This window comes from Herbiconiux sp. SALV-R1, assembly GCF_013113715.1.
Classification (GTDB): domain Bacteria; phylum Actinomycetota; class Actinomycetes; order Actinomycetales; family Microbacteriaceae; genus Herbiconiux.
In genome coordinates, this window is sequence record NZ_CP053344.1 from 72,370 (window position 1) to 98,602 (window position 26,233).

Genomic DNA, 26,233 nt, shown 5'->3' on the forward strand with positions numbered 1-26,233 from the left:
GTCGCGCTCAGCCGAACCGCTTGCGGTACACCACCGTCGCGCCCACCCACGCCGCCACGAGGATGCCGAGGCACCACGCCAGCGCCACCCCGATCTCGCCGCCCACGGGCTGCGACGCGAACAGCGCCCGCAGCGTGTCGACGATCGAGGTCACCGGCTGGTTCTCGGCGAACCACCTCACCGGCCCCGGCATCGACTCGGTGGGCACGAAGGCCGAGCTCACGAACGGCAGCAGGATGAGCGGGTAGGAGAACGCACTCGCCCCGTCGACGGTCTTCGCGGCGAGCCCGGCGAGCACCGCGATCCAGGTGAGCGCGAGGGTGAACACCAAGAGGATGCCGAGCACCGCGAGCCACCCGAGCACGCCGGCGCTCGAGCGGAAGCCCATGAGCAGCGCGACCCCCGTGACGATCGTGACCGACACGAGGTTCGCGGCGAGCGAGGTGAGCACGTGCGCCCAGAGCACCGAGGAGCGGTCGATGGGCATCGACTGGAAGCGCTCGAACACCCCGCTCTTCAGGTCGCCGAACAGCCGGAACGCGGTGTACGAGACGCCCGAGGCGATGGTGATGAGCAGGATGCCGGGCAGCAGGTAGTCGACGTAGGCCACCGACCCGGTGTCGATCGCCCCTCCCAGCACGTAGACGAACAGCAGCATGATGGCGACCGGCATGATCGCCGTCGTGATGACGGTGTCGACGCTGCGGGTGACGTGCCGGAGCGACCTGCCGAGCAGCACGACGGTGTCGCCGAGAGCGTGCCCGATCATGCTGCAGCACCTCCCACCAGGGTGAGGAAGACCTCTTCGAGCGTGGGCTGCTTCTCGACGTACTCCCGGCGCACCGGCGGCAGGAGTGCCTTGAGCTCGGCGAGCGTGCCCTCCACCAGGATGCGCCCCTCGTGCAGGATCGCGATGCGGTCGGCGAGCTGCTCGGCCTCCTCGAGGTACTGCGTGGTGAGCAGCACCGTGGTGCCGCGGGCCGCGAGCTCGCGCACCGTCTGCCACACCTCGAGTCGGGCCTCGGGGTCGAGGCCCGTGGTGGGTTCGTCGAGCACGATCACCGCGGGGTCGCCGACGAGGCTCATCGCGATGTCGAGCCGTCGGCGCATGCCGCCGGAGTAGCTGCCCGCACGACGGCCGCCCGCCTCGGTGAGCGAGAACCGCTCGAGGAGGGCGTCGGCGACGGCGCCGGGGTCGGGCAGGTGCCGCAGCCGCGCCACGAGCACGAGGTTCTCCCGCCCGGTGAGCACCTCGTCGACGGCCGCGAACTGCCCGGTCAGGCTGAGCGCCTGCCGCACCTTCGCGGGCTGGGCGGCGACGTCGAAGCCGGCCACCTCGGCGCTGCCGCCATCCGCTCGCAGCAGTGTCGACAGGATGCGCACCACGGTGGTCTTGCCCGCGCCGTTCGACCCGAGCAGCGCGAACACGCTGCCGGGCGCGATCTCGAAGTCGACGCCGCGCAGCACCTCGAGGGCCTTGAACGACTTGCGCAGCCCCTCCACGCGAACAGCGGATGCGGTGCTCACGACACCTCCCCGGGGTCGCCACGGTCGCCGGTCGCGCCGGTCGCTGCGGCTGCGCGGTCGACCGCTCGGGTGAGCCGCGCCCGCTCCTTGCTGATCCACTGCGCCTCCGAGTAGTTCGCGAGGAAGGTCTCGACGAACTCCACCGGGTTCTCGCCCACCACGTCGCGGATCGGGGTGCCGTCGGTGGCGCTCTGCTCGAACAGCTCGTCGAGGTCGTCGAGCATGCGTACGAGGGTCGCTCCGTCGGAGATGCCGCCCGAGTACATGAGGTACCGCTCCACCGCCTCGGCGGTCTCGCGGTAGGGCTCGGGCAACTGCTGCACCCGGGCCTTGTGCCGCTTGTAACGGCGTTTGTCGTCGAGCGAGCCCGTGAGCTTCTCGATCCATCCTCCGGCCATGGTCACTGTCCTTCCTGCTCCGTGCGGAGCTGTTCGAGCCGGTCGACGAGGAAGCCCCAGGTGCTCCAAAACTCGTCGAGCTGACGCCGGCCTTCGGCGTTCAGCGTGTAGACCTTGCGCGGCGGGCCCTTCTCGGAGGGCACCTTCTCCACGTCGACCAGCCCGCGCTGCTCGATGCGCACGAGCACCGCGTAGACGGTGCCCTCGGCGATGTCGGTGAAGCCCTGCTCGCGCAGCCACGCCGTGATCTCGTACCCGTGCCCCGAGCGTGCGGCGAGCACCGCCAGCACGATGCCCTCGAGCACGCCCTTGAGCATCTCGGTCGCCTGCTTGCCCATCCGGCCTCCACTACTCACTGTCGTTGACTACCGGTAGATAGTAACACTGAATACCGGCTCGTCACCAGCCCCGTGGTACCCGGGTACCACAGCTGTCGAGCACGGCCGGGGCGAAGACGGCACCGGCGTCGGATGGGCGGGAGGGCGCGCATCCGTAGCGTGATGGGTGGCGCAGCACGCGCCCGTCGCACACCACGCAAGGAGTACGGAGACGCACAGATGATCGAAGCGACAACCCTCACCAAACGTTACGGAGCGAAGACCGCGGTCGACGGCGTGAGCTTCACGGTGCGACCCGGTCTCGTCACCGGGTTCCTCGGCCCGAACGGCGCCGGCAAGTCGACGACCATGCGCATGATCGTGGGCCTCGACCGGCCCACCAGCGGCTCGGTCACCGTCAACGGCCGCCACTACGCCGAGCACCGCTCGCCCCTGCACGAGGTGGGCGCCCTGCTCGAGGCGAAGGCCGTACACACCGGCCGCAGCGCCCGCAACCACCTGCGTGCCATCGCGGCCACCCACGGCATCCCGAACCGGCGCGTCGACGAGGTCATCGACCTCACCGGCCTGCACTCGGTGGCGGGCAAGCGGGTGGGTGGCTTCTCGCTCGGCATGGGCCAGCGGCTGGGCCTCGCAGCGGCGCTGCTCGGCGACCCGGCCACGCTCATCCTCGACGAGCCCGTCAACGGGCTCGACCCCGAGGGCGTGCTCTGGGTGCGCGGCTTCGTGCGGGCGCTCGCCGCCGAAGGGCGCACGGTGCTGCTGTCGAGCCACCTGATGAGCGAGATGGCGCTCACCGCCGACCACATCATCGTGATCGGCAAGGGCAAGGTCATCGCCGACTCCCCGGTGGCCGACATCGTCGGCTCCACCCAGACCTTCGTGCGGGCCACCAGCCCGCGCATCGACGAGCTCGCCCGGCGGCTCGCCCACCCTGACGTGACGGTCACCAGCGTGGCCGCCGACACCGTCGAGGTGCGCGGGCTCGCCGCCGAGGTCATCGGCGACGCCGCGCTCGCCGCCGGGGTCGCCCTGCACGAACTCACCACCGTTCGAGGCTCTCTGGAGGACGCCTACATGAATCTCACCCGTGACGAAGTCGAGTACCGCACCACGGTCGCTCCGGATGCGGCGGTGGCACGATGAGCGCCGCCACGACCGCGGCGCCCACCCCGGCGCGCGCCTCGCACCAGCCGATCCCCGAACCCCGCCTACGCTTCGGCGGCGTGCTGAAGAGCGAGTGGATCAAGCTCACCACGCTCCGCTCGACCATCTGGGCCTACGTCATCCTGGTGGTGCTGCAGGTCGCGATGGGAGTGCTCATCAGCTTCACCATGCCCGAGGCGACCGGAGTCGACGCGACCGGGGTCGCCGTGCAGAGCGGCGCCAGCGCCGCGGTGTTCGCGGCCACGCTCGGCGTGATGTTCAACCAGCTGGTGATCTCGGTGCTCGGCGTGCTGGTGATCAGCGGTGAGTACGGAACCGGGCAGATCCGCTCGAGCCTCACGGCGGTTCCCCGCCGCCTGCCCGTGCTCTGGGCCAAGGCGCTCGTGTTCGCCGTCACGAGCTTCGTGGTGGGGCTCGTCGCCATCGTCATCGCCTACGCCGTCACCGTGCCCCTGCTCGACGCCCGCGGCTACACCTCGTCGCTCCTCGACCCCGAGGTGTGGGCGCACCTGGTGGGTGCCGCCGGCTACCTGGCGCTCATCGGCCTCGTCGCGTTCTTCCTCGGCGCCGTGCTGCGGCACACCGCCGGCGGGATCGCCGCGGCAGTGGGGCTGCTGCTCGTGGTGCCGACCGTGCTCTCCTTCATCACCGCGGAGTGGGCGACCGTTCTCGGCCAGTGGCTGCCCGGTGTGGTGGGCCAGACACTGTTCTTCGGCGGCAACGTCTTCGAGCCCTGGCAGGCCGTGCTGGTTATGCTCGGGTGGATCGCGGTCGTCGCCACGCCCGCAGCCATCCTGCTCTCCCGGAGGGACGCCTGACCATCCCCGCCTTCCCGTCCTCGGCATCGACGGCCCGACCCGTCGATGCCGAGGACCTCCAGCTGCCCAAGCCGCCGGGCTTCATCCGCAGCTGGCTCGCCCGGCACCCGTGGCTGCTCGACGGCTTCATCGCCGGGGGCTACGCGGTGCCGATGGCCTCGGTCTCCTTCATCGCCTTCGTGGCCTCGCTGTTCGGTTCGCAGCCGTTCGGCGCCGACCTCCTGCGCTCGAGCCCGGCCTACTGGCTGCTGGTGTTCTACGTCACCTGCGCGGTGACGGTGGCGCTGCTGTTCCGCCGGCACGTGCCGGTCATCACCGCGTCGATCATCGCCGGGTCGCTGCTGGTCAGCACCATGAGCTCGCTGCAGCTCGACGGGGTGCCGATGATGTTCGCGCTCTACGCCCTCGCGGTCTACCGCTCCTCCCGCTCGGCCTGGCTGTTCACGGCCATCGGCGCGGGGGCGGGCTGCCTCTCGCTGGTCATCGCCAACCCCGCCGACCTCGCCGGCATCATCGGCTACACGGTGCTGTTCTCGCTGCTGCTCGTCATCTCCACCCTGGTGGGCATCACCTTCGGCAACCGCCGCCGCTACATCGTCGCCCTGCTCGACCGCGCCGAGCAGCTGGCCCGCGAGCGCGACCAGCGCGCGCAGCTCGCCGCCGCCGCCGAGCGCGCACGCATCGCCCGGGAGATGCACGACATCGTGGCGCACAGCCTCACCGTCATCGTCGCGTTGAGCGACGGAGCCGAGGCGAGCATCGACCGCTCCCCGGAGTCGGCCCGCGAGGCCGTGCGCCAGACCGGCATCACCGCCCGCCGCGCGCTCACCGACATGCGGCGCTCGCTCGGCGTGCTGACCGAGTCGACGGATGACGGCACCCCGACGACCTCGCCCGAGCGTGCCGTGGCAGCCCCGCTCACGCCCCAGCCCGGCGTCGCCGACCTCGCCGAGATGATCGAGTCCTACCGCGTCGCCGGCCTGCCCGTGCGCTACACGACCGCGGGCGAACCGCCCGCCGACCCGGTGCTGCAGCTCACCGTGTTCCGGGTCGTGCAGGAGGCGCTCACGAACGCGCTGCGCTACGCCCTGCAGCCGGGCAAGGTCGACGTGGTGATCGGCTACCGCCCCGACGGCGTCGACGTCGAGATCGTCGACGACGGCGTCGACCCGGCCCGCGGCGCCCGCTCCACGGGTTCGGGCCGCGGGCTCATCGGCATGCGGGAGCGCGTCGCCCTCCACGGCGGCGCCGTCACCGCGGGGCCGGCGGGCTCCCGCGGCTGGCGCGTGCGCGCGCACCTCGGCGCCGGAGAGAGTTCAGCCACCGATCCCCGCCCAGAGGAGACCACCCCGTGACCGACACCCCGCCCCGCGACCAGGCCGCGAGCATCCGTGTGCTGCTCGTCGACGACCAGAACCTGATCAGGCTCGGCATGAGGATGGTGCTGGAGTCGCAGCCCGGCATCGAGGTCGTGGGCGAGGCCGGCGACGGACGCGAGGCCATCGACACCGTCGCGCGGCTGCGCCCCGACGTCGTGCTGATGGACGTGCGCATGCCCGGCCTCGACGGCATCGAGGCGACCCGGGCGATCGTGGCGGCGAACCCGGCGAGCCGCATCATCATCCTCACCACCTTCGACCTCGACGAGTACGCCTTCGCGGGGCTGAACGCCGGCGCGAGCGGGTTCCTGCTGAAAGACGCCCAGCCAAACGAGCTCGTGGCAGCCATCAGGGCGGTGGCGTCGGGCGACGCCGCGGTGTCGCCGCGCATCACGCGCAAGCTTCTCGAGCTGTTCGGGCCCGCGCTGCCGGGGGCGGGCGCGGCGGAGCCCGGCGGCCCGACGCCCGGTGCCCACGGTACCGACCTCGACCCCGCCGACGCCGCGCGCCTCGCCTCCCTCACCGAGCGCGAGCACGAGGTCCTGGTGGCGATGGCGGAGGGGCTCACCAACACCGAGATCGCCGCGCGGCTGTTCCTCTCGGAGTCGACGGTGAAGACCCATGTCGGCCGCGTGCTGATGAAGCTCGAGCTGCGCGATCGGGTGCAGGCCGTGATCTTCGCCTACTCGGCCGGGCTGGTGTAGGGCGTGCCGCAGGGCCGTAGGCTCGCATCATGAGCAGTCTCGACGCCCCGGCCGGGCGGGGCATCCGCCGCAGCCGGTCACGCCGACTCGCCCTGGCCGGGGTGGGGCTCGTCTCCGCGCTGGTGCTGGGCGGATGCACGGCCGCCTCCGACGACGCGGGAGCGGATGATGAACCCGGCCCCGCGAGCACCTCCGCCACCGCGACGCCGACGCCCACCCCGACCCCCACGGCGACGGGCGGGGTGAAGCAGCTGCCGGCGAACCCCGTGTTCGACTACCAGCTCGGCGGCGGTTACGAGCCGCCGAAGGGCGTCACGGTGGTGGTGCGCGACAGCACCGACAGCCCCGCGGAGGGGCTCTACAACGTCTGCTACGTCAACGCCTTCCAGAGTCAGCCCGACGCCACCTGGCCCGACGTGCTCGTGGTGCACGACGCGAAGGGCGAACCGCTGGCCGACGCCGGCTGGCCCGACGAGTACATCCTCGACATCTCCACCGATGACAACCGTCAGGCCATCGTCGAACGGCAGGCCGAGACCATCGCCGGATGCGCGGCCGCGGGCTTCGACGCGGTCGAGTTCGACAACCTCGACTCGTACACCCGCGCCAAGGGCGCGTTCGGTCTCGAGGCCGCCGTCACCTTCGCCACCTCGCTGGCCGCCTACGCCCACGAGGTCGGGCTCGCCGTCGGCCAGAAGAACACGCCGGAGCTCGGAGACCGCGGGGCCACCGAGATCGGCTTCGACTTCGCGGTCTCGGAGCAGTGCGCCCTGTTCGACGAGTGCGCCGCCTACACCGGGCCCTACGGCGACAAGGTGCTCGACATCGAGTACGCCGACGACCTGCGCGGCACCTTCGACGAGATCTGCGCGAACCCCGCGACGCCGCGGAGCGTCATCCTGCGCGACCACGACCTCGTTCCGAAGGGCGAGGAAGGCTACGTGTACGAGCGCTGCTGAGCGCCACCCGAGACGCGACCCCGGCTCTTCACCGTTCGTTCACCCGACCTTCGTCGACCGTGCCGGGCCGCGGTCACCCGCGGCTTGCGAGGATTGGTCACACCTGGAGCGCGACCGCCAGGGAGCGACAGGACGGTGGGGCCAGCCATGGGCGAGGGGCGACACGCGGCGGGCCCGCTGACGCGGACCATGGTGCTCTTCGACTGGGGCGACACGGTCGTCATCGACGCCGATCGCGCCCGGGCCGCGCTCAACGTCGTTCTCGCCCGGCGCGGACTGCCGACGCTCGGCGAGGCCGAGTTCTCGATGCGGTTCCGCCTCCCGCTCGGCGAGCTGTTCGAGCGCCTGGGCGTGCCGGGCGACGATCGCGCCGCGGCCGAGGCGGAGTGGACCTGCGAGCTCGACGTGGCACGGGCGCACCTGCGCGACGGCGCCGTCGAGTGCCTCGACGAGCTCTCGCGGCAGGGCGCGTGGCTCGGTGTCGTGTCGGCCTCCTCGGCCTCCGCGGTGCGCTTCGACCAGCGTTCGCTCGCGGTGCCGGCCGTCTGGAACTCGGTCGACGCCTCGGTTCCCGACAAGTTGGCGCTGCTGCTGCGGCACCGCGCGACGCGGCAGAAGGCCTACTTCGTCAGCGACTCCGCCGACGACATGCGCTGCGCCTCGGCCGCCGGGTTCACGCCCATCGGGGTGACCGAGGGCGAGGCCACGGCGGGGTCGCTGCGTGCTGCGGGCGCGGTCGAGGTGATCAGCTCGCTGAGGGAGCTCATCCCGATCGTGAGGTGAGCATCCGATCGTCAGGTGAGCATCCGATCGCCTGCTGGGCGGCACCGCTCGGGTGGAGCTGCCCAGCGCCTAGGTGAAGCTGCCCGGCATGGTCGCGGCCTGGTAGACGGCGTTGAACACCGCAACGACCACGACGATGCTCACGACCACCGACAGCGCCATGATGGCGATCGTGGCCCACATCGGCGCGATGCCCCGGCCCGCCCGGCGGCGCACCACGACCGAACGACCGATGGGGTAAACGACGCCGAGGAAGGCCCAGGCCCAGTGGAACGGGCGGTCGTAGCCGTGGCGGAGGAGCCACTTGCGGTCGAGCACGGCGAACACGATGACCGCGGCGTAGATGAGCCAGCCCGCGATGGTGGTGATGGCCTGGGCGGCGAGCCCGGCGGGGCTGTAGCCGCCGTACGGGGAGAGGCCGTACGGGTCGCCATAAGGGTCGCCGGTGTAGGCGATCATGCGGTCGACCTCGGTGAGGCTGAGCGGCAGGAGCAGCAGCGACAGCAGGGGGAGGAAGGTGATCACCCAGATGAAGACGTTGTACACCGGGGTGCCGGGCGGCACGGTGGCGGGAGCCGCGGGCGCGTAGGCGCCGTAGGGCGGGGCCGCTCCGTACGCGGGCGCGGCCGGGGCGTAGCCGCCGTAGGGCGCGGGGGTCGGAGCCTGCGGCGCGGGGGGCTGTGCGGGTGCCGCGGGCTGGGCGTGCTGAAGGTGCTCCGTCCACTGCGTTCCGTCCCACCACCGCTGGGCGGGCGAGCCCGCCGGGTCGGGATACCAGCCGGCGGGAGGCGTCGGGGTGCCGTCGGGGAAGCTCATGGATCTCCTGATCGTCGCGGACACAGCAAGCATAGGGGTGCGCCCGCACAGAGCGTCGGCCCGAGCCGGTATCCTCGTGTGGGGGAGATCGACGGGAACCGCATGACCACTGGCACGACCGAGCTCACCCCTCGCGACCACCCTGTTCTCGACGACTCGGTGAGGGTCGACGGCGGTGTGGTGCGCATCCTCGACCGCCGGGTGTTCCCCGAGCGGGTCGAGTGGGTCGAGGCCGCCGATGCGGAGCAGGTGGCGGCCGCCATCACCGCGATGGTCACCCAGAGCTCCGGCCCCCTGTTCGCCGCCTACGCCGGCCTCGAGCTCACGGCCCTGCAGGTGCGCGAGCTGCCCCTCGCGGCGGCGGCCGAGCGGATGCGCGTGGCCGGCACCGCGCTCGAGAACGCCCGCCCCACGAACAACCACCCGCGCGAGGCCGTCGAGCACGTGCTCGCCGCCATCGCGCCGGCGACCACCACGCCGGCGCTCGTCGAGGCGGCCGTCGAGGCCGCGCGGGCGGGAGCGCGGTCGTACCGCGACCGCAGCCACCGGCTCGGCGTCGAGACGGTGGCGCTGCTCGGCGACGGTGCCCGCGTGCTCACCCACTGCTGGATGGACACCTACCTCATCGAACTCGTGCGCGCCGCCCGCGAGGCGGGCAAGCGGTTCGAGTGGGTCGCCACCGAGACCCGGCCCTACCTGCAGGGCGCCCGGCTCACCTCGCACACGCTCGCCGAGTTCGGCGAGCGGGTCACGCTCATCACCGACGGCATGGGCGCTGCGGCGCTCGCTCCGGGGTCGACCCTCGGCCGGGTCGACGCGCTCGTCACCGCCGCCGACCGGGTATCGCTCGACGGCAGCGTGGTGAACAAGGTGGGCACACTGGGGCTCGCCGTCGCCGCGTCGGCCTTCGACGTGCCCTTCTACGCGCTCGTGCAGGCGCCCGACCTCGCGGCACCCACCGCCGACGACATCGCGGTGGAGGAGCGCGACCCCGCCGAGGTGCTCCACACGCTCGGGCGGCGCACCGCCTCGACGCTCGTCACGGAGGCCTGGTACCCGGCCTTCGACGTCACGCCGGCGCGCTTCGTCACGCGCATCGTCACCGACCGCGGGGCGTTCGAGCCCGCCACCGTGGGCGAGTCGTACTACGGGGCCGCGGCACGATGAGCGACGCCCCGGCACAGAGTCCGCTGAGCCCCTACGAGTTGCTGGTCACCGCCGACGACGTGGTGCGGTACCTCGACGGGCGAGGGCTTCTCGGGCTGCTCGCCGAGACCGGCTCCGAGGTCGCCGTGCGCGAGGTGACCGCGGGCAACATGAACCGCGTCTTCATCGCCGCAGGTCCCCGGGGCTCACTCGCGGTGAAGCAGGCTCCGCCGTGGGTGCAGGTGGTGGGTCCGGAGTGGCCGATCGACCCGTCGCGCATCGTGCGGGAGGCGCGCACCTACGAGCAGCTGGCCGGCAGCGTTCCCGACTCCATCCCGACGATCGTGAGCTTCGACCCGGAGCGCTACGTGCTGGTGATGGAAGACCTGTCCGACCTCGTGGTGCTGCGCGACGCGCTCGTCGCCGAGGTCGGGGGCGAGGATGCGGGGGTCGACTACTCCGCACTCGGCCGGGTGGTGGGGCGCTTCGTCGGCGAACTGGCCGCGGGCACCTCGGTCGCAGCCCTCGGGCAGCAGGCGCACGGCGAGCTGGTCGAGAGCTCGGCGAACCCCGAGCTCTGCGCGCTCACCCTCGACGTCGTGCTCGACGAGCCCTATCGGGAGCACGAGCACAATCACTGGCACCCGGTGCTCGACGAGCGGGTGCGGGGGCTCTATCGAGACGAGGCGGTGCACGCGGCGGTGGCGCGCATCCGTGCCGCGTTCGAGCAGCGCGAGGAGGCACTGCTGCACGGTGACCTGCACAGCGGGTCGGTGATGGTGGGGCGTCGCGACGGCGCGCAGCTGGTGAAGGTGTTCGACCCCGAGTTCAGCTTCGTCGGGCCGATCGGCATGGACCTCGGGCTGTTCTGGGCGAACCTCGAGATCGCGGCGCTCGCGGCCGAGGCCGTCGGCGACCACGAGCTCGCAGCAGCGCGCTACTCGGCCATCGCCGCCTCGCTCGACGCCTTCGCGGCGGCCTGGGGCGACGACGAGTCGCTCGCGGCGATCGTGAGCGACAGCTGGTCGTTCGCCGGGGTCGAGGGCATGCGCCGCGCCGCCGGGTTCTCCCACGCCGCCGACATCGAGTCGCTTCCCGAGCCCGCCCGTGCCGCCGCATCGTCGCGACTGTTCGACGTGGCGCGGGAGCACATCCTCTCGGGGGCCGAGGTGGCGCATCCGTTCGCCGCCGCGGCCGACTCAGCCGCAGCATCCGGGGCTGCGGTCGCACCCGACTCAGCCACCGCATCCGGGGCCGCCGTGCCCGACTCACCCACCGCATCCGACGCATCGAAGGAACGACCGTGACCGACACCGCCTCCGCCCCCCTCACCGTCACCGCGCGCTACCTCGTGGTCGACCTGGAGGGCACGACGAGCGCCGCCGGGTTCATCCTCGGCGACCTCTACGACTACGCCCGCCCCCGCCTCGCGGCCTGGCTCGACGAACACGCGGGCGACCCGGTGATCGCCGAGGCCCGACAGCAGGTCATCCACGACGCATCGCTGCCCACCGACGCGTCGACCGACGAGGTCGTCGCCGTGATGCACGAGTGGATGGAGCGCGACGTCAAGGCCACCCCCCTCAAGACCGTGCAGGGCCAGATCTGGGCCGAGGGCTTCGCGCGCGACGAGATCTCGTCGCACTTCTTCGACGACGTCATCCCGAGGCTGCGCACCTGGCACGCCCAGGGCGTGGGGCTCGCCGTGTTCTCGTCGGGCTCGGTCGCCTCGCAGGTGCCGTGGTTCAGGCACTCGCCCGACGGCGACCTCACCTCGCTCATCACCGACTACTTCGACACCGTGAAGGCGGGCCCGAAGAAGGTCGCGGAATCGTACGAGAAGATCGCGGCGGCGCTCGGCGTTCCCGCCGCCGAGCTGGTGTTCTTCACCGACAACCCGGGCGAGGTGTCGGCGGCGCTCGAGGCGGGCTGGCAGGTCGTGGCGTTCTCGCGCGCCGGCGAGCCGTTCTTCGAGGCCGACTTCGGCGGGGCGACCGTGGTGTCGTCGTTCGACGACGTCGAGGTGGTGGCGCCGTGAGCGCTGGTTCTGTGGGCGCTGCGGGTTCGCCGGCCGCTGCGGGCGGTCCCTCCTCGCCCGAGCTGCTGCACGGCGACGGCATCGCCCGGTACGCGTTCGGCGACGGCACGGTGACGGATGCGTCGCTCACCGCAGCGGGCGAGGCGCTCGCCGCCGAGTCGGCCCGGTTCGCCGGCCTCGGCTGGATGCCCGGCACGGCCGGCAACCTCTCCGTGACGCTCGCGCGGTCGCCCCTGCGGCTCGCGGTGACGGCGTCCGGCCGCGACAAGGGCGAGCTCCGCACGCAGGACATCGTGCTGGTCGACGAGCAGGGCGAGTGGGTGCCCGATGCCGAGTCGGGCTCCGGCGACGTGACCGCGCGCCTCGGACTCGCGTCGAAGCCCTCCGCCGAGGCAGGGCTGCACGCCCGCATCGCCGCCGTGACGGGTGCGGGGGCGGTCATCCACGTGCACGCGCTCGCCGCCGTGCGCGCGGGAGCCGCCTGGCCCGGCGGCGTCCAGCTGCGCGATCTCGAGATGCTGAAGGGCATTGGGCACTCGGCGCACGACGAACTCGTGACCATTCCGGTCGTGCAGAACCACCAAGACATGCGGGTGCTCGGCGACGACTTCGAGCGCGTCTACGTGCGGGCGACCGCCGAGGTGCGCGAGGTTCCGGCGCTGGTGGTGGCGAGCCACGGCATCTACGCCTGGGGCTCCGACCTCCGCCACGCCCGCTGGCACCTCGAGCTCACCGAGGCCCTCCTCCAGATCGCCCTCGCCACGCGCTGATGCGCCGTCGCGAGCTGCGCGCTGGCTGAGCGACGGCCGTCAGCGGCAGAGGTACTTGAGCTTGGCGACGTCGTCGTTCAGGGTGTTGGGGCCGCCCAGCAGGTAGATGTCGATCGGCTCGAGCGCCGAGGCGCTCCGCCACATCGACTCGGGCAGGCAGCCCTTCTGCACCAGGTACAGCGGTGCGTCGTTGCTCGCCGCCACCGGCCCGCCCGAGAGCGCATCGGCGAAGACCTCGCCCGAGGCGACGTAGATCTTCTCGTAGCTGCCCTCGAAGACCGCCGTGTTCATCCGTGCCGCCACGTCGTAGCGGTTCGCGCCGCCGAAACGCTCGACCCTGCCGGGCAGCAGCTGCCCGAGCCACCACTCGATCGACCCGCTCACCGACGCGCCACCACCCGCGATGGCGGCGTTCAGGGTGCCCAGGCGGCTGAGCAGCTCGCGCGTCGGCATGTCGAGGTCGGATGCGGTGCCCGGCACCAGAAGCACCGCACCATCGCGGTGGGCCGCCGCCGGCCCCGCGGCGAGGGCATCGGGGAAGTTCGCGCCCGTGGCGACGAAGACGTTCGTCGCACCGCCGTCGCAGGGGGTGGCGTCGCGGGGCGCATCCGGAAGCAGTCCGCAGAAGGCGTAGTCGATGACCGCACGCGACGACTCGTAGCGACCGGCGCCCGCGACGCGCAGCGTGTCGGGCTGCACGGCGGCGAGCTCGGCGAGCACGGAGTCGCTGATGGTGTTGGCGCCGCCCACCACGACGATCTTCTGCGGCTGCAGCTCGGCGAGCGCGGCGCGGGTGGAGTCGGGGATGCTGTCGCGCAGGGTGAGCAGCAGGCCGCCGCCCTGGTGCGCGGCGGCGGGACCGGCGCTCAGGGCGTCGGGGTAGCTCTCGCCGCTCGCGACATAGAGCACGGGCACCGGAGCGGAGTCACCGAAGGCGTTCAGCGCCAGGTTGGCGGCGACGGCGTAGCGGTCGGAGCCGCCGAAGCGGGTGATCCAGTAGAGCTTCGGGTCGAGGTAGGCGGTGTCGAGTTCCGTCGTCTGTCCGTCGACCACGGTGACGAGCGTGGCTTCGTCGCGGTAGATCGCGTTGTCGTAGTACACGTCGCGCACGGTTGCACCCACGGGCGCCGTGAAGTGAACGAGGTAGTCGCCCGGGGGCAGGAGCTGGCTGGTGAACGACGACGCCAGCCCAGGGCCGTCCGACGTCGCCGTCGAGACCAGGGTGAACGTTCCGGTGTCGGGGTCGCGGAGGGAGAACTCGACCGTCACGCCCCGCGCCGGGGTGGTGTCGCCGGCGTCGGGGTCGCGATAGGCGACGGCGCCCTTCACGAAGCCCCCGGTCACCACATCGATGTCGAACGGGACGGGCGCCGGCGCCTCCGACTGCGCATCGGTGTCGAGCGGCGGCAGATCGCCCGGGCCAGGAACGGGCGTCGCCGACGGCGACGGGTCGGACTCGGCCAGGGCCGATGAGGCGGGCGAAGCCGCCTGCGCCGGCGCGGCGAGCGCCCCGACGAGGGCGAGTGCGGTCAGTGCCGCCCCCACGGTGATTCTGATCGAACGCATGTCTTCCCCCAGACTCATCGAGCGGCCCGTCTCGACGGGTGTCGCTCAGACTGCGATCCTAAGTCACGCGGGGCGCATCCTGAACTCCCGGATACCGGGAGCACGTACAGCCCGCTCAGAGCTGCAGGGCGAAGGCCTCCTCGAACACGGTGACGGTGAAGTCGCGATCGACCGGCATCGCCCGACCGTCGAGCTCGCGCACGGGCGCGATCAGCCTGCCGCTCGAGAGCAGCCAGAGCCCGTCGGCGGCCGCGAGCCGGTCGGGTTCGATGAGGGCCTCGGCGGTCTCGAAGCCGAGGCGGCCGAGCGCGTCGAAAACGGCGGCCTGCGTGGTTCCGGCGAGGATGCCGAGGTCGGTGCGCGGCGTGAGGAAGGTGTCGCCCTCGCGCACGACGACCGTCGACGTGGGGCCCTCGAGCACGATGCCGTCGCTCGAGACGAAGATGACATCGTCGGCACCGCGGCGGCCCGCCTCACGGAGGGCGGCCTTGTTCACGGCGTACGACAGGGTCTTCGCGCCCTGCAGCAGCCACGGGGCGGTCTGCGCGATGTCGTGCCGGTAGCCGCGGTCGAGGGTGACCACGCGGATGCCGTCGCGACGGCTCGACCCGTGGTCGGGGCCGGTGAGCACCTGCACCCAGCCGCTCGCCGCATCCGCACCCTCGATGCCGCGGCTGTAGAGCAGTTTCACGAGCAGCTCGGGCGCCGGCGTGTGGGCGGCGACGCCGGCGCGGGCGGCGGCCTCGAAGGCGGCGAGGTCGGGTGCCGGCAGATCGAGCATCGCCGCCGAGTGCGCGAGCCGCGCCAGGTGCCGCTCGAGCTCGATGAACCGCCCGTCGAGCACGCCGATCGACTCGAACACCCCGTCGCCCCGCGTCACCGCCAGATCGTCGACCCGGATGCGTGCCTCGGCCTGCGAGAGCACGGTCGGCGCGGCGGGGGCGGGCGGGGTGCCGTGCGCGGTGGCCGGGGCGGCCGCCCGTTCGAGCACGATCACCAGGTCGTCGCCGTCGCTGCCGGGGGTGGAACTGGCGGGCATGGAAGTCCTCTCGGTGCGGGCGCGGGCTCGTCGCCACCACCAGTCTCGCGCATTCGGCTGGGGGTGCCGGTGTGGCGCTGCCGCGTCGCTCGTGCCGCTGAGCGCGCGGCGGAGACTGAACGGAGGCCGGCGAGGGACTCGGCGGGCTGGCGCGGGCCGCGGGCCCTCAGCCGGCGGCGGCCAGCGCTTGGAGAGCGGCGAGGGGCTCGGCGGGCCTGCGCGGGCCACGCGCCCTCAGCCCGCAGCAGCCACCGAGCGGAGGGCGGCGAGGGACTCGGCGGCGAGCGCGTCGACCGAGTCGATGCCGTGGCGGGTGAGGGCGAGGTTGCGGGCGGCGTGCAGCACTCCGCGGGCGGCGAGCTCGCGGGCGGCGGGCGCGAGGGTCTCGATGTCGCTGGCCTTAGCGAAGCCGACGATGCGGCGGATGGCCTTGGCCGCCGCGAACACGGCGGCGTCGTCGCGGATCGAGGCGAGCAGCTGCTCCAGCACCTCGTCGCCCCACACCCGCGGGTCGAGGCGGGTGGGCCACAGCGCGCGGTACTCCGCCTCGAAGGCCGCCCAGAGCCGCCCGGGAAGGCTCATCACGAGCTCGGCCCGCTCGCGCTCGCCCAGCGCCGTCGCCCGCGCCGCCGCCAGGATGAAGTTCGCCCACAACGCCCCGAGGTCGAACCCCGTCGGTCCGACGAACCCGAACTCGCTGTCGAACGCCCGCACCGACCGCCCGCTCCCGCGAGCATCCGCACCGTCGCCACCCCGCGCATCCGCACCGCCGTCGTCGCCGCGCGAGCCGTGCGCGCCGCCCGGCGCGGCCGCGTCCCGTACGAACACCGACCCCGTGTGCAGGTCGCCGTGGATGAGCGACTGCGCCGTCGTCATGAACCGCAGCTTCGCCAGCCCCATCTCGCGCACGAGCGCCCGGTCGGCCCGCAGCGCCGCCACGTCGGGCTCGTTGCCCGGCAGCACGGCGTTGTGTTCGTGCTCGATGTAGGGCTCGGTGAACACGAGGTCTTCGGTGATCTGCGCGAGCTCGGGGTTGATCGCCCGCGCCGCGAGCCGCTTGTGCTCGAGCGGATCGAGCCCGAGCGGCGACGTCGCGAACGCCGTGCGCGCCACGTAGCGTCCGAGTTCGTCGGCCGCGTAGGCGTGCACGCGCCCCTCGTTGAGCTCGTTGCGCCACACCTGATGGTCGGAGAGGTTCTCGATCGCCAGCACGTAGTGCTCGGCGTCGAAGTCGTAGAACGCCGGCACGTGCTCGGGGTCGGCCTCGACGTGGGCGCCGAGCACGGTGGCCTCGCGCGCCGAGCGCTCCCGCGTCATGGCCCACGACGGGTCGGTGCGCACGTGCGGCAGCGACTGCTTCAGCACCACCGAGGCCCCGTCGACGTCGGTGACGATGAACACCAGGTTGAGGTTGCCGTCGCCCACCTCGCGCACCGAGTCGAGGCGCGACGCGTCGAGGCGCCCGGCCAGCGCGGGCCGCGACCCGAGGTAGGCGGCGACGGTGTCGATCGTGAGCTGGGTGAAGTCGGTCATCGGGGCTCCAGGGTCGGGCGACGGATGCGGTGGGCCGGCCCGGCGACGGATGCGCGGGCCGGTACGGCGACGGATGCTCGGACCCGTCGCAGCACAGGCTACGACGTCGAGGTGGTCGACCCCGCCGTGACGACGGTGCGGCGGCGCGAGAAGGTGAAGCTGAACAGCAGGGCGATGAGCAGCACGATGCCCTTGCCGAAGTCCTGCATGTAGTAGGGGAGCCCGAGCATGGTGAAGCCGTTCACCATCACCGCGATGAGCACGGCGCCGAGCGCGGTGCCCCAGGCGTTGGGCCGCCCGATGCCGAGCACCGACACCCCCACGAGCGCCACGGCGACGGCGTCGAGCAGCAGCGAGTTGCCGGCGCTCACGTCGCCCTGGCCGATGCGGGCGGCGAGCAGGAGGCCGGCGATCGAGGCGAGCAGACCGCATCCCATGTAGGCGGCGGTGCGGTACCACTGCACGCGGATGCCCGCGAGCCTCGCCGCCTCGGCGTTCGCCCCCACGGCGAACAGCGCCCGCCCCCAGCGCGTGCGCTCGAGCAGGAACCACAGCAGCACCGTGAGCAGGAGGAACAGCAGCACCGGCACCGGCACCGGCCCGATCGCCCCGCGGTCGAGCCAGAGGAAGTCGGCGGTGAACTTGCCGGGCGCGGTGGTGCCGTTCGACAGGGTCATCTGCGACGAGATCGACTTGCCGTCGACGATGATGAGCTTGAGGCCGACGATGACGAACATCGTGGTGAGGGTGGCCAGCAGGTCGGGGATGCGCGCCACCACGATGAGGAAGGCGTTCAGCGCCCCGATGAGCAGCCCGCACACCAGCACCACCGAGACGGCGACGCCGCCGACCTGGTTGCCGACGACCATGGTCCAGGCGGCGATCGAGACGGCGAAGCCCGCCGAGGCGCCCACCGAGAGGTCGATGCCGCCGACCGTCATCGCGAGCATCACCCCGAGGCCCGCGATCGCCGTCGGCGCGATGAACTTGAGCATGCCGAAGACGTTGTCGACGGTGCGGAAGTTGGGCTCCGTGGCGAGGAAGTAGACCAGGAGCGCCACCGTCACGGCGACGAAGCCCCACTTCACGATGAAAGCGGAGGTGCGTTCGGCGGCGGAACGGGTGGTGAGGGCGCCGGGGCTAGACATGCGGCTGCCTTTCGGGATGGCTGTCGGGGTTTTCGTGTCGGGTGGGATGGGCGTCGTGCGCGGCGCCGGAGGCGCGGGCGGTGCCGAGGAAGGCGCCGATGACCTCGGAGCGGTCGACCTCGTCGGCGTAGCGGTCGAGCGCGATCTCGCCCGCCACCAGCACCACGATGCGGTCGGCCACCTCGAAGATCTCGTCGACGTCGCTCGAGAGCACGACGGCGGCGGCGCCCGCCGCGGCGAGGGCTCCCAGCCGGGCGCCGATCTCGCGGCGGGCGGCGATGTCGACACCGCGGAAGGGCTCGTCGAGCAGGGCGAGCCGCGGTCGCGCCGAGAGCCAGCGCCCCACCACCACCTTCTGCTGGTTGCCGCCCGACAGGTCGTCGATCGAGGCGTCGGGCCCGCTCGTCACGACACCGAGCTCGTCGATGACGCCCGCGGCGCGCTCGCGCTCCCGCCGACGGCTCACGAGGCCCAGCACGCTCGAGGCGCGCAGGAACGGCAGCGTCACGTTCTGCTCGAGCGACCATCCCGACAGGATCCCCTGCCGCTGACGGTCTTCGGGCACCAGCACGACTCCGGCGGCGATGGCGTCGCCCGGGCGGCGCGGCGCGTAAGCCGACCCGCCGAGCTGCAGCGACCCCGACAGCGGGGTGGCGAGCCCGCCGAGCAGTTCGGCGATCTCGGTCTTGCCCGCGCCGATCAGCCCGAGCACCCCGAGCACCTCACCCGCTTTGATGTCGAGGTCGACGGGCGCCGACTCGGGGATCAGCGTCACCCGATCGAGTCGGGCGACGACCTCCGCACCGCGGCTCGTCGCCCCGCGGTCGTGATCGAGCTCGGTGGCGCGGCCGAGCATGTCGTGGAGGATGTCGTGCCAGGCGAACGGCCGCGCCGAGTCGCTCTGCACCTTCCCGTCGCGCAGCACCACGACGCGATCGGCGAGCGCCTCGATCTCGCCGAAGCGGTGGGAGACGTACACGATCGAGAGGCCCGTCGCCCGCAGCGCCCTGAGCACCTCGAACAGCCGCTCGGCCTCGGCCGCGGTGAGCGCCGAGGTGGGTTCGTCGAGGATGAGCAGCCGGGGCGTTCCGCGCAAGGCGCGGGCAAGCACGAGCAGCTGCGCATCGGAGATGGCGAGCCGCGCCGCGTCGTGGTTCAGGATGCTGTCCGACCAGTCGAGCCCGAGGGTCGCCAGGGCGGCCCTCGCATCGGCGAGCGCGCTGCGCGAGGTGCGGAACGGATGACGCGACGCACGGGCCAGATCGTCGAGGGTGAGGTTCTCGGCCACCGAGAGCCCGGGAACGATGCCGTCGGCGACCTTCTGGTGCACGGCCGAGATGCCGAGCTGCCGCGCCTGCACGGGCGAGGAGAGGTGCACGGCCTCGCCGGCGACGCTGATCTGACCGGTGTAACGCGAGTTGGCGCCCGAGATCGCCTTGATGAGCGTCGACTTGCCCGCCCCGTTCGCGCCGAGCAGCGCCGTGATCTCGCCCGGCGCGAATTCGAGGTCGACGTCGCTCAGCACCAGGTTCGAGCCGTAGGCCACAGACACGCCGACGAGGGACACGACGCCGTCGGCGCCGTGTCCCTCGATCGGTGCGGGAGACGGGTTCGTCATTCGGAGACTGCAGGCAGCCAATCGGTGACGAGGGTGTCGGAGAGCTCGAGCGACGGCTCCGCCGCACGCAGCTCGATGACGTTCGTGACCGAGTTGTCGGCGAGGAACTGCTGCGTGATGGTCTTGGCCGGGAACTGCACGTCGGTCTCGTCGAGCTCGCCGGCGAGGCTCAGCGCCAGGGCGCGCACGACGCCGGCGCCCACGGCGGCGGGGTCGGTGGCCGAGGTGGCGACCCAGGGGCTGCCGTCGGCGGTCATGACCTCGATGTCGGCGTTCGAGATGTCGATGCCGTAGACCTTCACCTTGTCTTGCAGGTTGTTCTGGATGACGGCCTGCACCGTGCCCTTGGTGATCTCGTCGTAGGGGGCGAAGATGGCCTGCACGTCGGGGTTCTGCTTCAGCGCGGCGTCGACGAGCGGGATGTTGTCGGTCGCGGTCGACTCGCTCACCTTGCCGGTCGAGAACACGACGTCGAGGTCGTTGTCGGCGACGTAGTCGTTCCACACCGCCGCACGACGGTCGAGCGCGGCGAAGCCCTCGGCCGAGACGTAGCCGACCTTCGCGCCCTTGCCGACGTCGGCGATGAGCTGGTCGAGCACGCCGGAGGCCATCGACTCGTCGGACTGGCTCGAGGTGATGACACCCTCGGAGTCGGTGAGGGCGAGGTCGTAGACGATGATCGGGATGCCCGCCTCGACGGCCTCGGTGACGAGCGGCTGCAGGGTGTCGGTCTGCCCGTGGTCGACGATGATGGCGTCGGGCTTCGAGGCGATGGCCTGCTCGAGGTCGCTGGCGTGCTTCGCGTTGTCGTTGCGCGCATCCGTCACCTGGAGGTCGATGTTGGCGAACTTCGCCTGAGCCTGGGCGCCGGCACCCCAGGCCTCGAAGTAGTCGCCGGCGCCGCTCTGGCGCACCAGCGAGACCTTCAGCGGCTCGCCGTCGAAGGGGGCGGGGAGGGCGGCGGAGGCGGTGGGGGCGGCGGCGGCGGTGCTGCCCGACTCGGTGCTGCTGCTCGACTGCGAGCAGGCGCTGAGACCGAGCACGCTCGCGGCGACGAGCGCGGTGAGAACGACGCCTTTTCGGGTGATGGCCATGGGAGGCTCCTTGTGATTCGGGATCTGAGTGCGTGGGGCAGAGCTGTGACTGCACTCAGATTCAAGCCGCTCTGCGTGGCGGGGAACGAATCGTGTTTCCCTCTGTTACTTTCCGGGGCTCTCGGAGGGGCTGTGGAGAAGTGGAGGTCTAGCATGGAGGCATGACCCTGCTGACCGTGTGGAACGACAACGACCCCTCGACTCCCGTGCTCCAGACCCGCGATTTCGACACGATCCGCGAGGTGCTCGCCGGGCTGAACGCACGGTTCAGCCGCTGGGAGCTCAAGGAACTCACGCCCGAGGCCACGCAGGAGGAGGTGCTCGCGAAGTACCGCGACGAGATCGACGCGGTGAACGCCGAGCACGGCTATACGCTCGTCGACGTCGTCACGCTCACCCGCGCCGACACAGACGAGTACCGTGAGCAGGCCGAGGTCGCGCGCAGCAAGTTCCTCAACGAGCACCGTCACGACGACGACGAAGACCGCTTCTTCGCCCGCGGCTCCGGCGTGTTCTACCTGCACGCCGACGGCAAGGTGCACGCCGTGTTCTGCGAGGCCGGCGACCTGCTCTCCGTGCCGAAAGACACCACCCACTGGTTCGACATGGGCACCACACCCGACTACGTCTCGGTGCGCTTCTTCCACGACGACGACGGCTGGGTCGGCCACTTCACCGGCAGCGACGTCGCCGCGCAGTTCGCCACCTACGACGAACTCGCCTCCGTCTCGGCCTGACGGGCTCCGGCCGGCCATCGGCCGCCGCACCGAGCCTCACCCCAGGGTCGCGCCGAAGAGGAGCCCCAAGAGGTAGGTGACCGCTGCCGCGCCGAAGCCGATGGCGAGCTGGCGGAGGGCGCGGCGCAGCGGCGGGCCGCCCGAGAGCAGCCCGACGACAGCGCCGGTGGCCAGCAGCGCCAGGCCGACGAGGGCGGCGGCGATCGCGACGGCGACGAGTCCGCTGAGGCCGAAGAGGTAGGGCAGCACCGGGATGATCGCCCCCGACGCGAAGAAGCAGAACGACGAGAGGGCGGCCTGCCAGGCCGTGCCGATCTCTTCGTGGTCGTCGGCGGTGCCGTCGCGCGCATCCGTCGACTCGATCTGGGGTGCGGTGATGCCGGCGTCGCCGACGCGCTGGATGCGGATGGCCGAGGTCGTGGTGGTGAGGCCCCCGAAGACGTCGGCGGCCTTGGCCTCGGCATCGGCCTCGCTCATGCCGCGGGCCCGGTAGACCAGCGCGAGCTCGTTGGCGTCGACGTCGAGGCGGGGCACGGCGGTGTGGGCGTCGGGGTCGGGGGTCGAGGCGGCGAGCAGCTCCCGCTGCGAGCGCACCGACACGAACTCGCCCGCTCCCATCGAGAGGGCGCCGGCGAGCAGGCCCGCGATGCCGCTGGCGAGCACCACCGACTGCGAGACCCCGGTGGCGCTCATGCCGAGCACGAGGGCGAGGTTCGAGACGAGCCCGTCGTTGGCGCCGAAGACGGCGGCCCGGAAGGTGCCCGAGAGGCGGCTGCGGCCGCGGGCGGCGAGACTGCGCACCACCTCGCCGTGGATGCGCTCGTCGGCGGCCATGGCGGGGGTGGCGTCGGCGTCGCCCTCGTAGGGGGAGCGGGCCTCGGCGCGCTGCATGAGGGCGAGCACGAAGACCGATCCGAAGCGCTTCGCGAGCACGCCGAGGGCTCGGGAGCGGAGGTCGGCCTTGCGGGGCTTGCCGATGTCGTCGCCGAGCAGCTCGATCCAGTGGTTCTGGTGGCGCACCTCGGCCTCGGCGAGCCCTTCGAGGATCTCGCGCTCGGCGCCTGAGCGCCGCTGCGCGAGCTCGCGGTACACCTTCGCCTCGGCCCGTTCGTCGGCGAGGTACTGCCGCCACCGTCTCAGCTCCGCCGAAGTAGCCATGCGTCAATCCTCCCACCCTCGGGTGCGGGCTCGTCCCTCGACCTTGCTGCACGTTCTTACGGACAAAGTCCGTGATAACCGAGTTCTTCACGGACTTTGTCCGTAAGAAATGTGGCGGGAGCCGATCAGCTGTACCCGCTCGGCGTCGGGTAGGCGCCGGTGAGGGCGTGGTCGCCGACCTCCTGCGCCTTGTACGCGACGGGGTCGTGCAGGGTGATGGTGCGGGCGTTGCGCCAGAAGCGGTCGAAGCCGTACGACTCGCCCGTGGCACGGGCGCCGGTGAGCTCGAACAGCCGCGAGGTCACCTCGAGCACCGTCTTCGTGGTGACGACCTTGCCGGCCGCGATCTCGACGGCGACCTCGCCGCGCTCCTCGTCGCCGAGCTCCCACCGGCGCTCGGCTGCGGCGGAGAGCAGCTCGGTGCCGCGCCAGGTGAGCGCGTCGGCGGCCCGGGTGGCTGCGGTGAGCTCGCCGATGAGCTCGCGGATGTACGGGTCGTCGACCGCGCGCTCCACCCCGCTCGTCGACCAGGGCGTGGTGGTGGTGCGCACGTAGTCGGCCGCTGCCGCGAGCGCCCCCTCGGCGATGCCGACGTGGAGGTGGTTCATGGCCAGCTGGAACAGCAGGATCGACAGCGACGCGAACGGCCGGTACCGCGGCCCCGACTGCTCGCCGAAGCCGAGCACGTGGGCGTCGGGCACGAAGGCGCCCTCGAACGACACCGAGCCCGAGGCCGACAGCCGCTGCCCGATGTTGCTCCAGTCGTCGTGGTGCACGACTCGCGGCTGGGTGGAGTCGATGATGATGGCGAGCTTCTCACCGGTGTCGACCCGGGTGCCGCTCGCCGTGACGCGGTCGGACACCTGGGCGCCGGTGGCGAAGAACTTGCGCCCGGTGACGGTGTAGCCGCCCGGCGCGGGCGTGAGCTGCAGCCCGGCGTCGCGCGGGTTGCCGGCGCCGCCCCAGAACAGGTGCTCGGCGGCCAGCTGCCGCTGCAGGTCGTCGATGACCTGCTGATTCTCGTTGAGCTGCAGCCGCCACGAGTTCACGAAGTGGTAGGCGAAGACGTGCCCGAGCCCGCCGTCGACCCGGATAACCGGGCGGAGTGCCCGGAACACCGTCACCCAGTCGAGCCCGCCGCCCCCGAACTCCCGCGGAACCAGCGCGGGAAGGATGCCGGTGGCGCGCAGCCGCGCCACCTCCCCGAAGGGTGCCGTGCCCTCTCGGTCGCGCTCGACGATCGTCGGCGCGAGCTCGTCGGCCAGGCGGCCGAGCGCCTCGATCGCGCCGTCAGGGGTCTCGATGACGGCGGGCACGCTCGAGTCAGGGCGAACCGACTCTGTCATCGCCTCACTCCGCCCAGGGCGTGCGGTTCCACACCCGCACCACCTGGTTGCCGTGCTCGAAGCCGAGCACGCTCACGCTCGCCGTGTCGAGGGCGAAGTGCTCGCCCCCGCTCACCGGCAGCCCTGTCCAGGTGGCGGCCAGCGTGCGGAGGAAGTGGCCGTGCGAGAACACCAGCACGTCGTCGCCCTGGTTGAGCGCCCGGCGCGCCCGACGGATGACCGCCTCGTCGCGCCGCAGCAGGTCGGCGACCTCCTCCCCACGGCCCTCGGAGTCGATCTCGACGCCGTTGCGCCAGAGGTTCCACTCCTCCCCGAAGCGCTCCGAGATCTGGGCGCTGGTGAGGCCTTCGTAGGCTCCGTAGTCCCACTCGGTGAGGTCGGGCTCGACCTGGGCCTCGACGCCGTACCCCGCGAGCTCGGCGGTGTGCACCGACCGGCGCAGCGGACTCGTCAGCACCAGCCCGAAGCGGCGACCCCCGAGCGCGCGGCCGACCGCGCGCGCCTGCTCGATGCCGCGCTCGGTGAGCGGGATGTCGGTGCGGCCGGTGTGCTGGCCGCTGAGGCTCCACTCCGTCTCGCCGTGCCTGACCAGCACGATGCTCGGGGCGGCGCTGGGGGTGCTGCTCTGGCTCATGCCTCCAGGGTATCGGCCGTTGCGCGCGCCCTGCGCCGAGGCGAAACACCTGTGCAACGAGAGGAAATCTGGGCGCAATGTGGAGAAGTCAGGATGGCCTCATGAAGCTCCTCGTCGTGAACGCCGTGATCCTCTCGATGGCCGACGAGCAGGACTGGTTCCGGGGATGGCTCTCGGTGGGCGACGACGGGCGCATCGCGGGACTGGGCGAGGGCGAGGCGCCCGCAGAGCTGCTCGCCGAGGCCCGCACGAGTGACGGCGACGTGCTGCGAGACGTCGCCGGCGCCTTCGTCGCCCCCGGCTTCGTCTCCGCCCACAGTCACATCTTCACCAGCGGCATGCGCGGCATGACCCCGGGCGACAACCTCTACGGCTGGGTCGGCGAGCAGAGCGTCTTCATCTCGGGTGCCGACGCCGACGACATCTACTGGTTCACCCTCCAGGGCTGCCTCGACTTCCTCGCCAACGGCGTCACCTCCGTCTACAACTTCACCGACTCCCGCGTCGTCGGCAGGTACGACCCCGAGACCGACGCCCGCGAGCTCTACGACATCCGGCCCGAGGAGTACCTCTTCAAGCAGTTCGAGGCGGCGCGCGACGCCGGCATCCGCTCCATGAACGCCATCCGCGTCGACAGCGAGTTCCAGCCCGCCGAGGAGGCGCTCGAGGTCTTCGACCGGGCCGTCGCCCACCTCAAGGCCGAGGTGCCGGCCGAGCTCGACCTGGGCGCCTCGGTGTTCGGGGCGGTGCAGTGGTCGGCGTCGGCGCAGACCGCGCGCGACGAGGTGACGGCGATGGATGCGCACGGCATCGGCAACCAGGCCCACTTCCTCGAGACCAGCGAGGCGCTCGACCAGCAGCGCGAGAAGTTCCGCTGGTACGAAGAGGCGGGTGCGCTCAGGCCCGGCTTCCTGTTCGGCCACTTCGTGCATCCCGACAGCTACATGTCGAGGGTCGCCGCCGAGAGGGGAGCGGGGATGGTATGGCAGCCCACCTCGAACGGCAGGCTCGGATCGGGGGTCGCCGACATCCCTCGCTACCGCCAGCTCGGCATGCCCATCGGAGTGGGTCTCGACGACCAGAGCTGCACCGACGTCTCCGACCCGTTCCAGAACATGCGCATCGGGGCATATACGCAGCGCGCCGTCAACCAGGACGCGTCGATCGTCATGCCGAGGGAGATGCTCCGGATGCACACCCTGGGTTCTGCAGAGGCCCTCGGCCCCCAGGTGGCCGAGCGGGTCGGCTCGCTCGAGGTGGGCAAGCACGCCGACTTCCTCGTGGTCGACCCGCGCTCACCCGAGTCGGGCCCGGTGTGGGACGTCTTCGCCCACTACGTCTTCGCGATGAGCCTGCGCAACCTGAAGAGCGTGTTCGTGGGCGGCGAGCTGGTCTCGCAGAACGGCGAGTCGACGCATCCGCTCGCCTCGCAGGCCTCGGCCGAGCTGCACGCCCGCACCCGCACGGTCGCCTCCCGCACCGCCCCGCGCTCCACCGAGCGCCTCGCCTGGTGACTC

The 26,233-nt window shown here is 71.9% G+C and carries 26 protein-coding genes; 12 read left to right on the forward strand and 14 right to left on the reverse strand.

Annotated features, from left to right (window positions below; translation table 11 throughout):
• Nucleotides 1-7: 7 nt before the first annotated feature.
• From HL652_RS00360 to HL652_RS00375, 4 genes are read right to left on the reverse strand one after another with little or no spacing between them, the layout of a single operon-like run.
• Nucleotides 8-769, reverse strand: a complete 762-nt coding sequence (locus HL652_RS00360) for an ABC transporter permease (protein ID WP_171703467.1) — start codon at nt 767-769, stop codon at nt 8-10.
• A complete protein-coding gene (locus HL652_RS00365; protein WP_171703468.1) occupies nt 766-1,527 on the reverse strand; it encodes an ABC transporter ATP-binding protein in 762 nt (253 codons plus the stop codon). The genes HL652_RS00360 and HL652_RS00365 overlap by 4 nt, the downstream gene beginning before the upstream one ends.
• Nucleotides 1,524-1,925 carry a DUF1048 domain-containing protein gene (locus HL652_RS00370; RefSeq protein ID WP_171703469.1) on the reverse strand — a complete coding sequence of 134 codons (402 nt, stop codon included), beginning with the start codon at nt 1,923-1,925 and terminating at the stop codon, nt 1,524-1,526. The genes HL652_RS00365 and HL652_RS00370 overlap by 4 nt, the downstream gene beginning before the upstream one ends.
• Nucleotides 1,926-1,927: 2 nt before the next feature.
• Complete coding sequence (locus HL652_RS00375; RefSeq protein WP_171707094.1) at nt 1,928-2,263, reverse strand: PadR family transcriptional regulator; 336 nt, start codon at nt 2,261-2,263, stop codon at nt 1,928-1,930.
• Between the two features lie 219 nt (nt 2,264-2,482).
• Between HL652_RS00375 and HL652_RS00380 the strand changes: the two genes are divergently transcribed.
• The 6 genes from HL652_RS00380 (at nt 2,483) to HL652_RS00405 (ending at nt 8,073) form a co-directional block, all read left to right on the forward strand.
• Complete coding sequence (locus tag HL652_RS00380) at nt 2,483-3,409, forward strand: ABC transporter ATP-binding protein (RefSeq protein WP_171703470.1); 927 nt, start codon at nt 2,483-2,485, stop codon at nt 3,407-3,409.
• Complete coding sequence (locus HL652_RS00385; RefSeq protein ID WP_171703471.1) at nt 3,406-4,248, forward strand: ABC transporter permease; 843 nt, start codon at nt 3,406-3,408, stop codon at nt 4,246-4,248. The genes HL652_RS00380 and HL652_RS00385 overlap by 4 nt, the downstream gene beginning before the upstream one ends.
• Nucleotides 4,191-5,603 carry a histidine kinase gene (locus tag HL652_RS00390; RefSeq protein ID WP_253743544.1) on the forward strand — a complete coding sequence of 471 codons (1,413 nt, stop codon included), beginning with the start codon at nt 4,191-4,193 and terminating at the stop codon, nt 5,601-5,603. The genes HL652_RS00385 and HL652_RS00390 overlap by 58 nt, the downstream gene beginning before the upstream one ends.
• Entirely contained in the window at nt 5,600-6,331 is a 732-nt protein-coding gene (locus HL652_RS00395; protein WP_371743531.1) for a response regulator, read from the forward strand. The genes HL652_RS00390 and HL652_RS00395 overlap by 4 nt, the downstream gene beginning before the upstream one ends.
• Before the next feature lie 29 nt (nt 6,332-6,360).
• Nucleotides 6,361-7,290, forward strand: coding sequence for an endo alpha-1,4 polygalactosaminidase (locus HL652_RS00400; protein ID WP_171703472.1), 930 nt, complete (start codon nt 6,361-6,363; stop codon nt 7,288-7,290).
• A gap of 189 nt (nt 7,291-7,479) precedes the next feature.
• On the forward strand, nt 7,480-8,073 hold the full coding sequence (locus HL652_RS00405; protein WP_171703473.1) for an HAD family hydrolase: 594 nt from the start codon (nt 7,480-7,482) through the stop codon (nt 8,071-8,073).
• A 69-nt stretch (nt 8,074-8,142) separates the two neighbouring features.
• On the opposite strand, the gene HL652_RS00410 is transcribed toward HL652_RS00405, so the two are convergent.
• Entirely contained in the window at nt 8,143-8,889 is a 747-nt protein-coding gene (locus HL652_RS00410; protein ID WP_171703474.1) for a DUF2510 domain-containing protein, read from the reverse strand.
• A gap of 102 nt (nt 8,890-8,991) precedes the next feature.
• Between HL652_RS00410 and HL652_RS00415 the strand changes: the two genes are divergently transcribed.
• Genes HL652_RS00415 through mtnB form a run of 4 tightly spaced genes read left to right on the forward strand, consistent with a single transcriptional unit; the run spans nt 8,992 to nt 12,843 of the window.
• Nucleotides 8,992-10,056 carry a translation initiation factor eIF-2B alpha/beta/delta subunit family protein gene (locus tag HL652_RS00415; RefSeq protein ID WP_171703475.1) on the forward strand — a complete coding sequence of 355 codons (1,065 nt, stop codon included), beginning with the start codon at nt 8,992-8,994 and terminating at the stop codon, nt 10,054-10,056.
• Nucleotides 10,053-11,342: a phosphotransferase gene (locus HL652_RS00420; RefSeq protein ID WP_171703476.1), complete on the forward strand. Its 1,290-nt coding sequence runs from the start codon at nt 10,053-10,055 to the stop codon at nt 11,340-11,342. Before HL652_RS00415 ends, HL652_RS00420 begins: the two co-directional genes overlap by 4 nt.
• Complete coding sequence (gene mtnC / locus HL652_RS00425; RefSeq protein ID WP_171703477.1) at nt 11,339-12,073, forward strand: acireductone synthase; 735 nt, start codon at nt 11,339-11,341, stop codon at nt 12,071-12,073. The genes HL652_RS00420 and mtnC overlap by 4 nt, the downstream gene beginning before the upstream one ends.
• The gene (gene mtnB / locus HL652_RS00430) at nt 12,070-12,843 is read left to right on the forward strand and encodes a methylthioribulose 1-phosphate dehydratase (protein ID WP_253743546.1); all 774 of its coding nucleotides are present in this window, start codon (nt 12,070-12,072) and stop codon (nt 12,841-12,843) included. The genes mtnC and mtnB overlap by 4 nt, the downstream gene beginning before the upstream one ends.
• Before the next feature lie 39 nt (nt 12,844-12,882).
• On the opposite strand, the gene HL652_RS00435 is transcribed toward mtnB, so the two are convergent.
• The 6 genes from HL652_RS00435 to HL652_RS00460 all read right to left on the reverse strand — a co-directional run bounded on the left by HL652_RS00435 (nt 12,883) and on the right by HL652_RS00460 (nt 20,841).
• Nucleotides 12,883-14,409 (reverse strand): cell wall-binding repeat-containing protein, encoded by a 1,527-nt coding sequence (locus HL652_RS00435; protein ID WP_171703478.1) that lies wholly within the window; start codon nt 14,407-14,409, stop codon nt 12,883-12,885.
• 115 nt (nt 14,410-14,524) lie between these two features.
• Nucleotides 14,525-15,448, reverse strand: coding sequence for an aminodeoxychorismate lyase (locus HL652_RS00440; RefSeq protein WP_171703479.1), 924 nt, complete (start codon nt 15,446-15,448; stop codon nt 14,525-14,527).
• Between the two features lie 234 nt (nt 15,449-15,682).
• Entirely contained in the window at nt 15,683-16,981 is a 1,299-nt protein-coding gene (locus tag HL652_RS00445) for an S-methyl-5-thioribose kinase (RefSeq protein WP_171703480.1), read from the reverse strand.
• Nucleotides 16,982-17,079: 98 nt separating this feature from the next.
• On the reverse strand, nt 17,080-18,129 hold the full coding sequence (locus HL652_RS00450; RefSeq protein WP_171703481.1) for an ABC transporter permease: 1,050 nt from the start codon (nt 18,127-18,129) through the stop codon (nt 17,080-17,082).
• Complete coding sequence (locus tag HL652_RS00455) at nt 18,122-19,747, reverse strand: sugar ABC transporter ATP-binding protein (RefSeq protein WP_171703482.1); 1,626 nt, start codon at nt 19,745-19,747, stop codon at nt 18,122-18,124. Before HL652_RS00455 ends, HL652_RS00450 begins: the two co-directional genes overlap by 8 nt.
• On the reverse strand, nt 19,744-20,841 hold the full coding sequence (locus HL652_RS00460) for a substrate-binding domain-containing protein (RefSeq protein ID WP_171703483.1): 1,098 nt from the start codon (nt 20,839-20,841) through the stop codon (nt 19,744-19,746). Before HL652_RS00460 ends, HL652_RS00455 begins: the two co-directional genes overlap by 4 nt.
• Nucleotides 20,842-21,002: 161 nt before the next feature.
• Here HL652_RS00460 and HL652_RS00465 point away from each other — a divergent pair, with 161 nt between their 5' ends.
• Nucleotides 21,003-21,578, forward strand: coding sequence for a 1,2-dihydroxy-3-keto-5-methylthiopentene dioxygenase (locus HL652_RS00465; RefSeq protein ID WP_171703484.1), 576 nt, complete (start codon nt 21,003-21,005; stop codon nt 21,576-21,578).
• A gap of 36 nt (nt 21,579-21,614) precedes the next feature.
• On the opposite strand, the gene HL652_RS00470 is transcribed toward HL652_RS00465, so the two are convergent.
• From HL652_RS00470 to HL652_RS00480, 3 genes are all read right to left on the reverse strand, one after another.
• Nucleotides 21,615-22,736, reverse strand: coding sequence for a VIT1/CCC1 transporter family protein (locus HL652_RS00470; protein WP_171703485.1), 1,122 nt, complete (start codon nt 22,734-22,736; stop codon nt 21,615-21,617).
• A 125-nt stretch (nt 22,737-22,861) separates the two neighbouring features.
• Nucleotides 22,862-24,082 carry an acyl-CoA dehydrogenase family protein gene (locus tag HL652_RS00475; RefSeq protein ID WP_171703486.1) on the reverse strand — a complete coding sequence of 407 codons (1,221 nt, stop codon included), beginning with the start codon at nt 24,080-24,082 and terminating at the stop codon, nt 22,862-22,864.
• 4 nt (nt 24,083-24,086) lie between these two features.
• A complete protein-coding gene (locus HL652_RS00480; RefSeq protein ID WP_171703487.1) occupies nt 24,087-24,716 on the reverse strand; it encodes a histidine phosphatase family protein in 630 nt (209 codons plus the stop codon).
• Between the two features lie 101 nt (nt 24,717-24,817).
• On the opposite strand from HL652_RS00480, the gene HL652_RS00485 reads away from it, so the two are divergent.
• Entirely contained in the window at nt 24,818-26,230 is a 1,413-nt protein-coding gene (locus HL652_RS00485; protein WP_171703488.1) for an amidohydrolase family protein, read from the forward strand.
• Nucleotides 26,231-26,233: the final 3 nt, after the last annotated feature.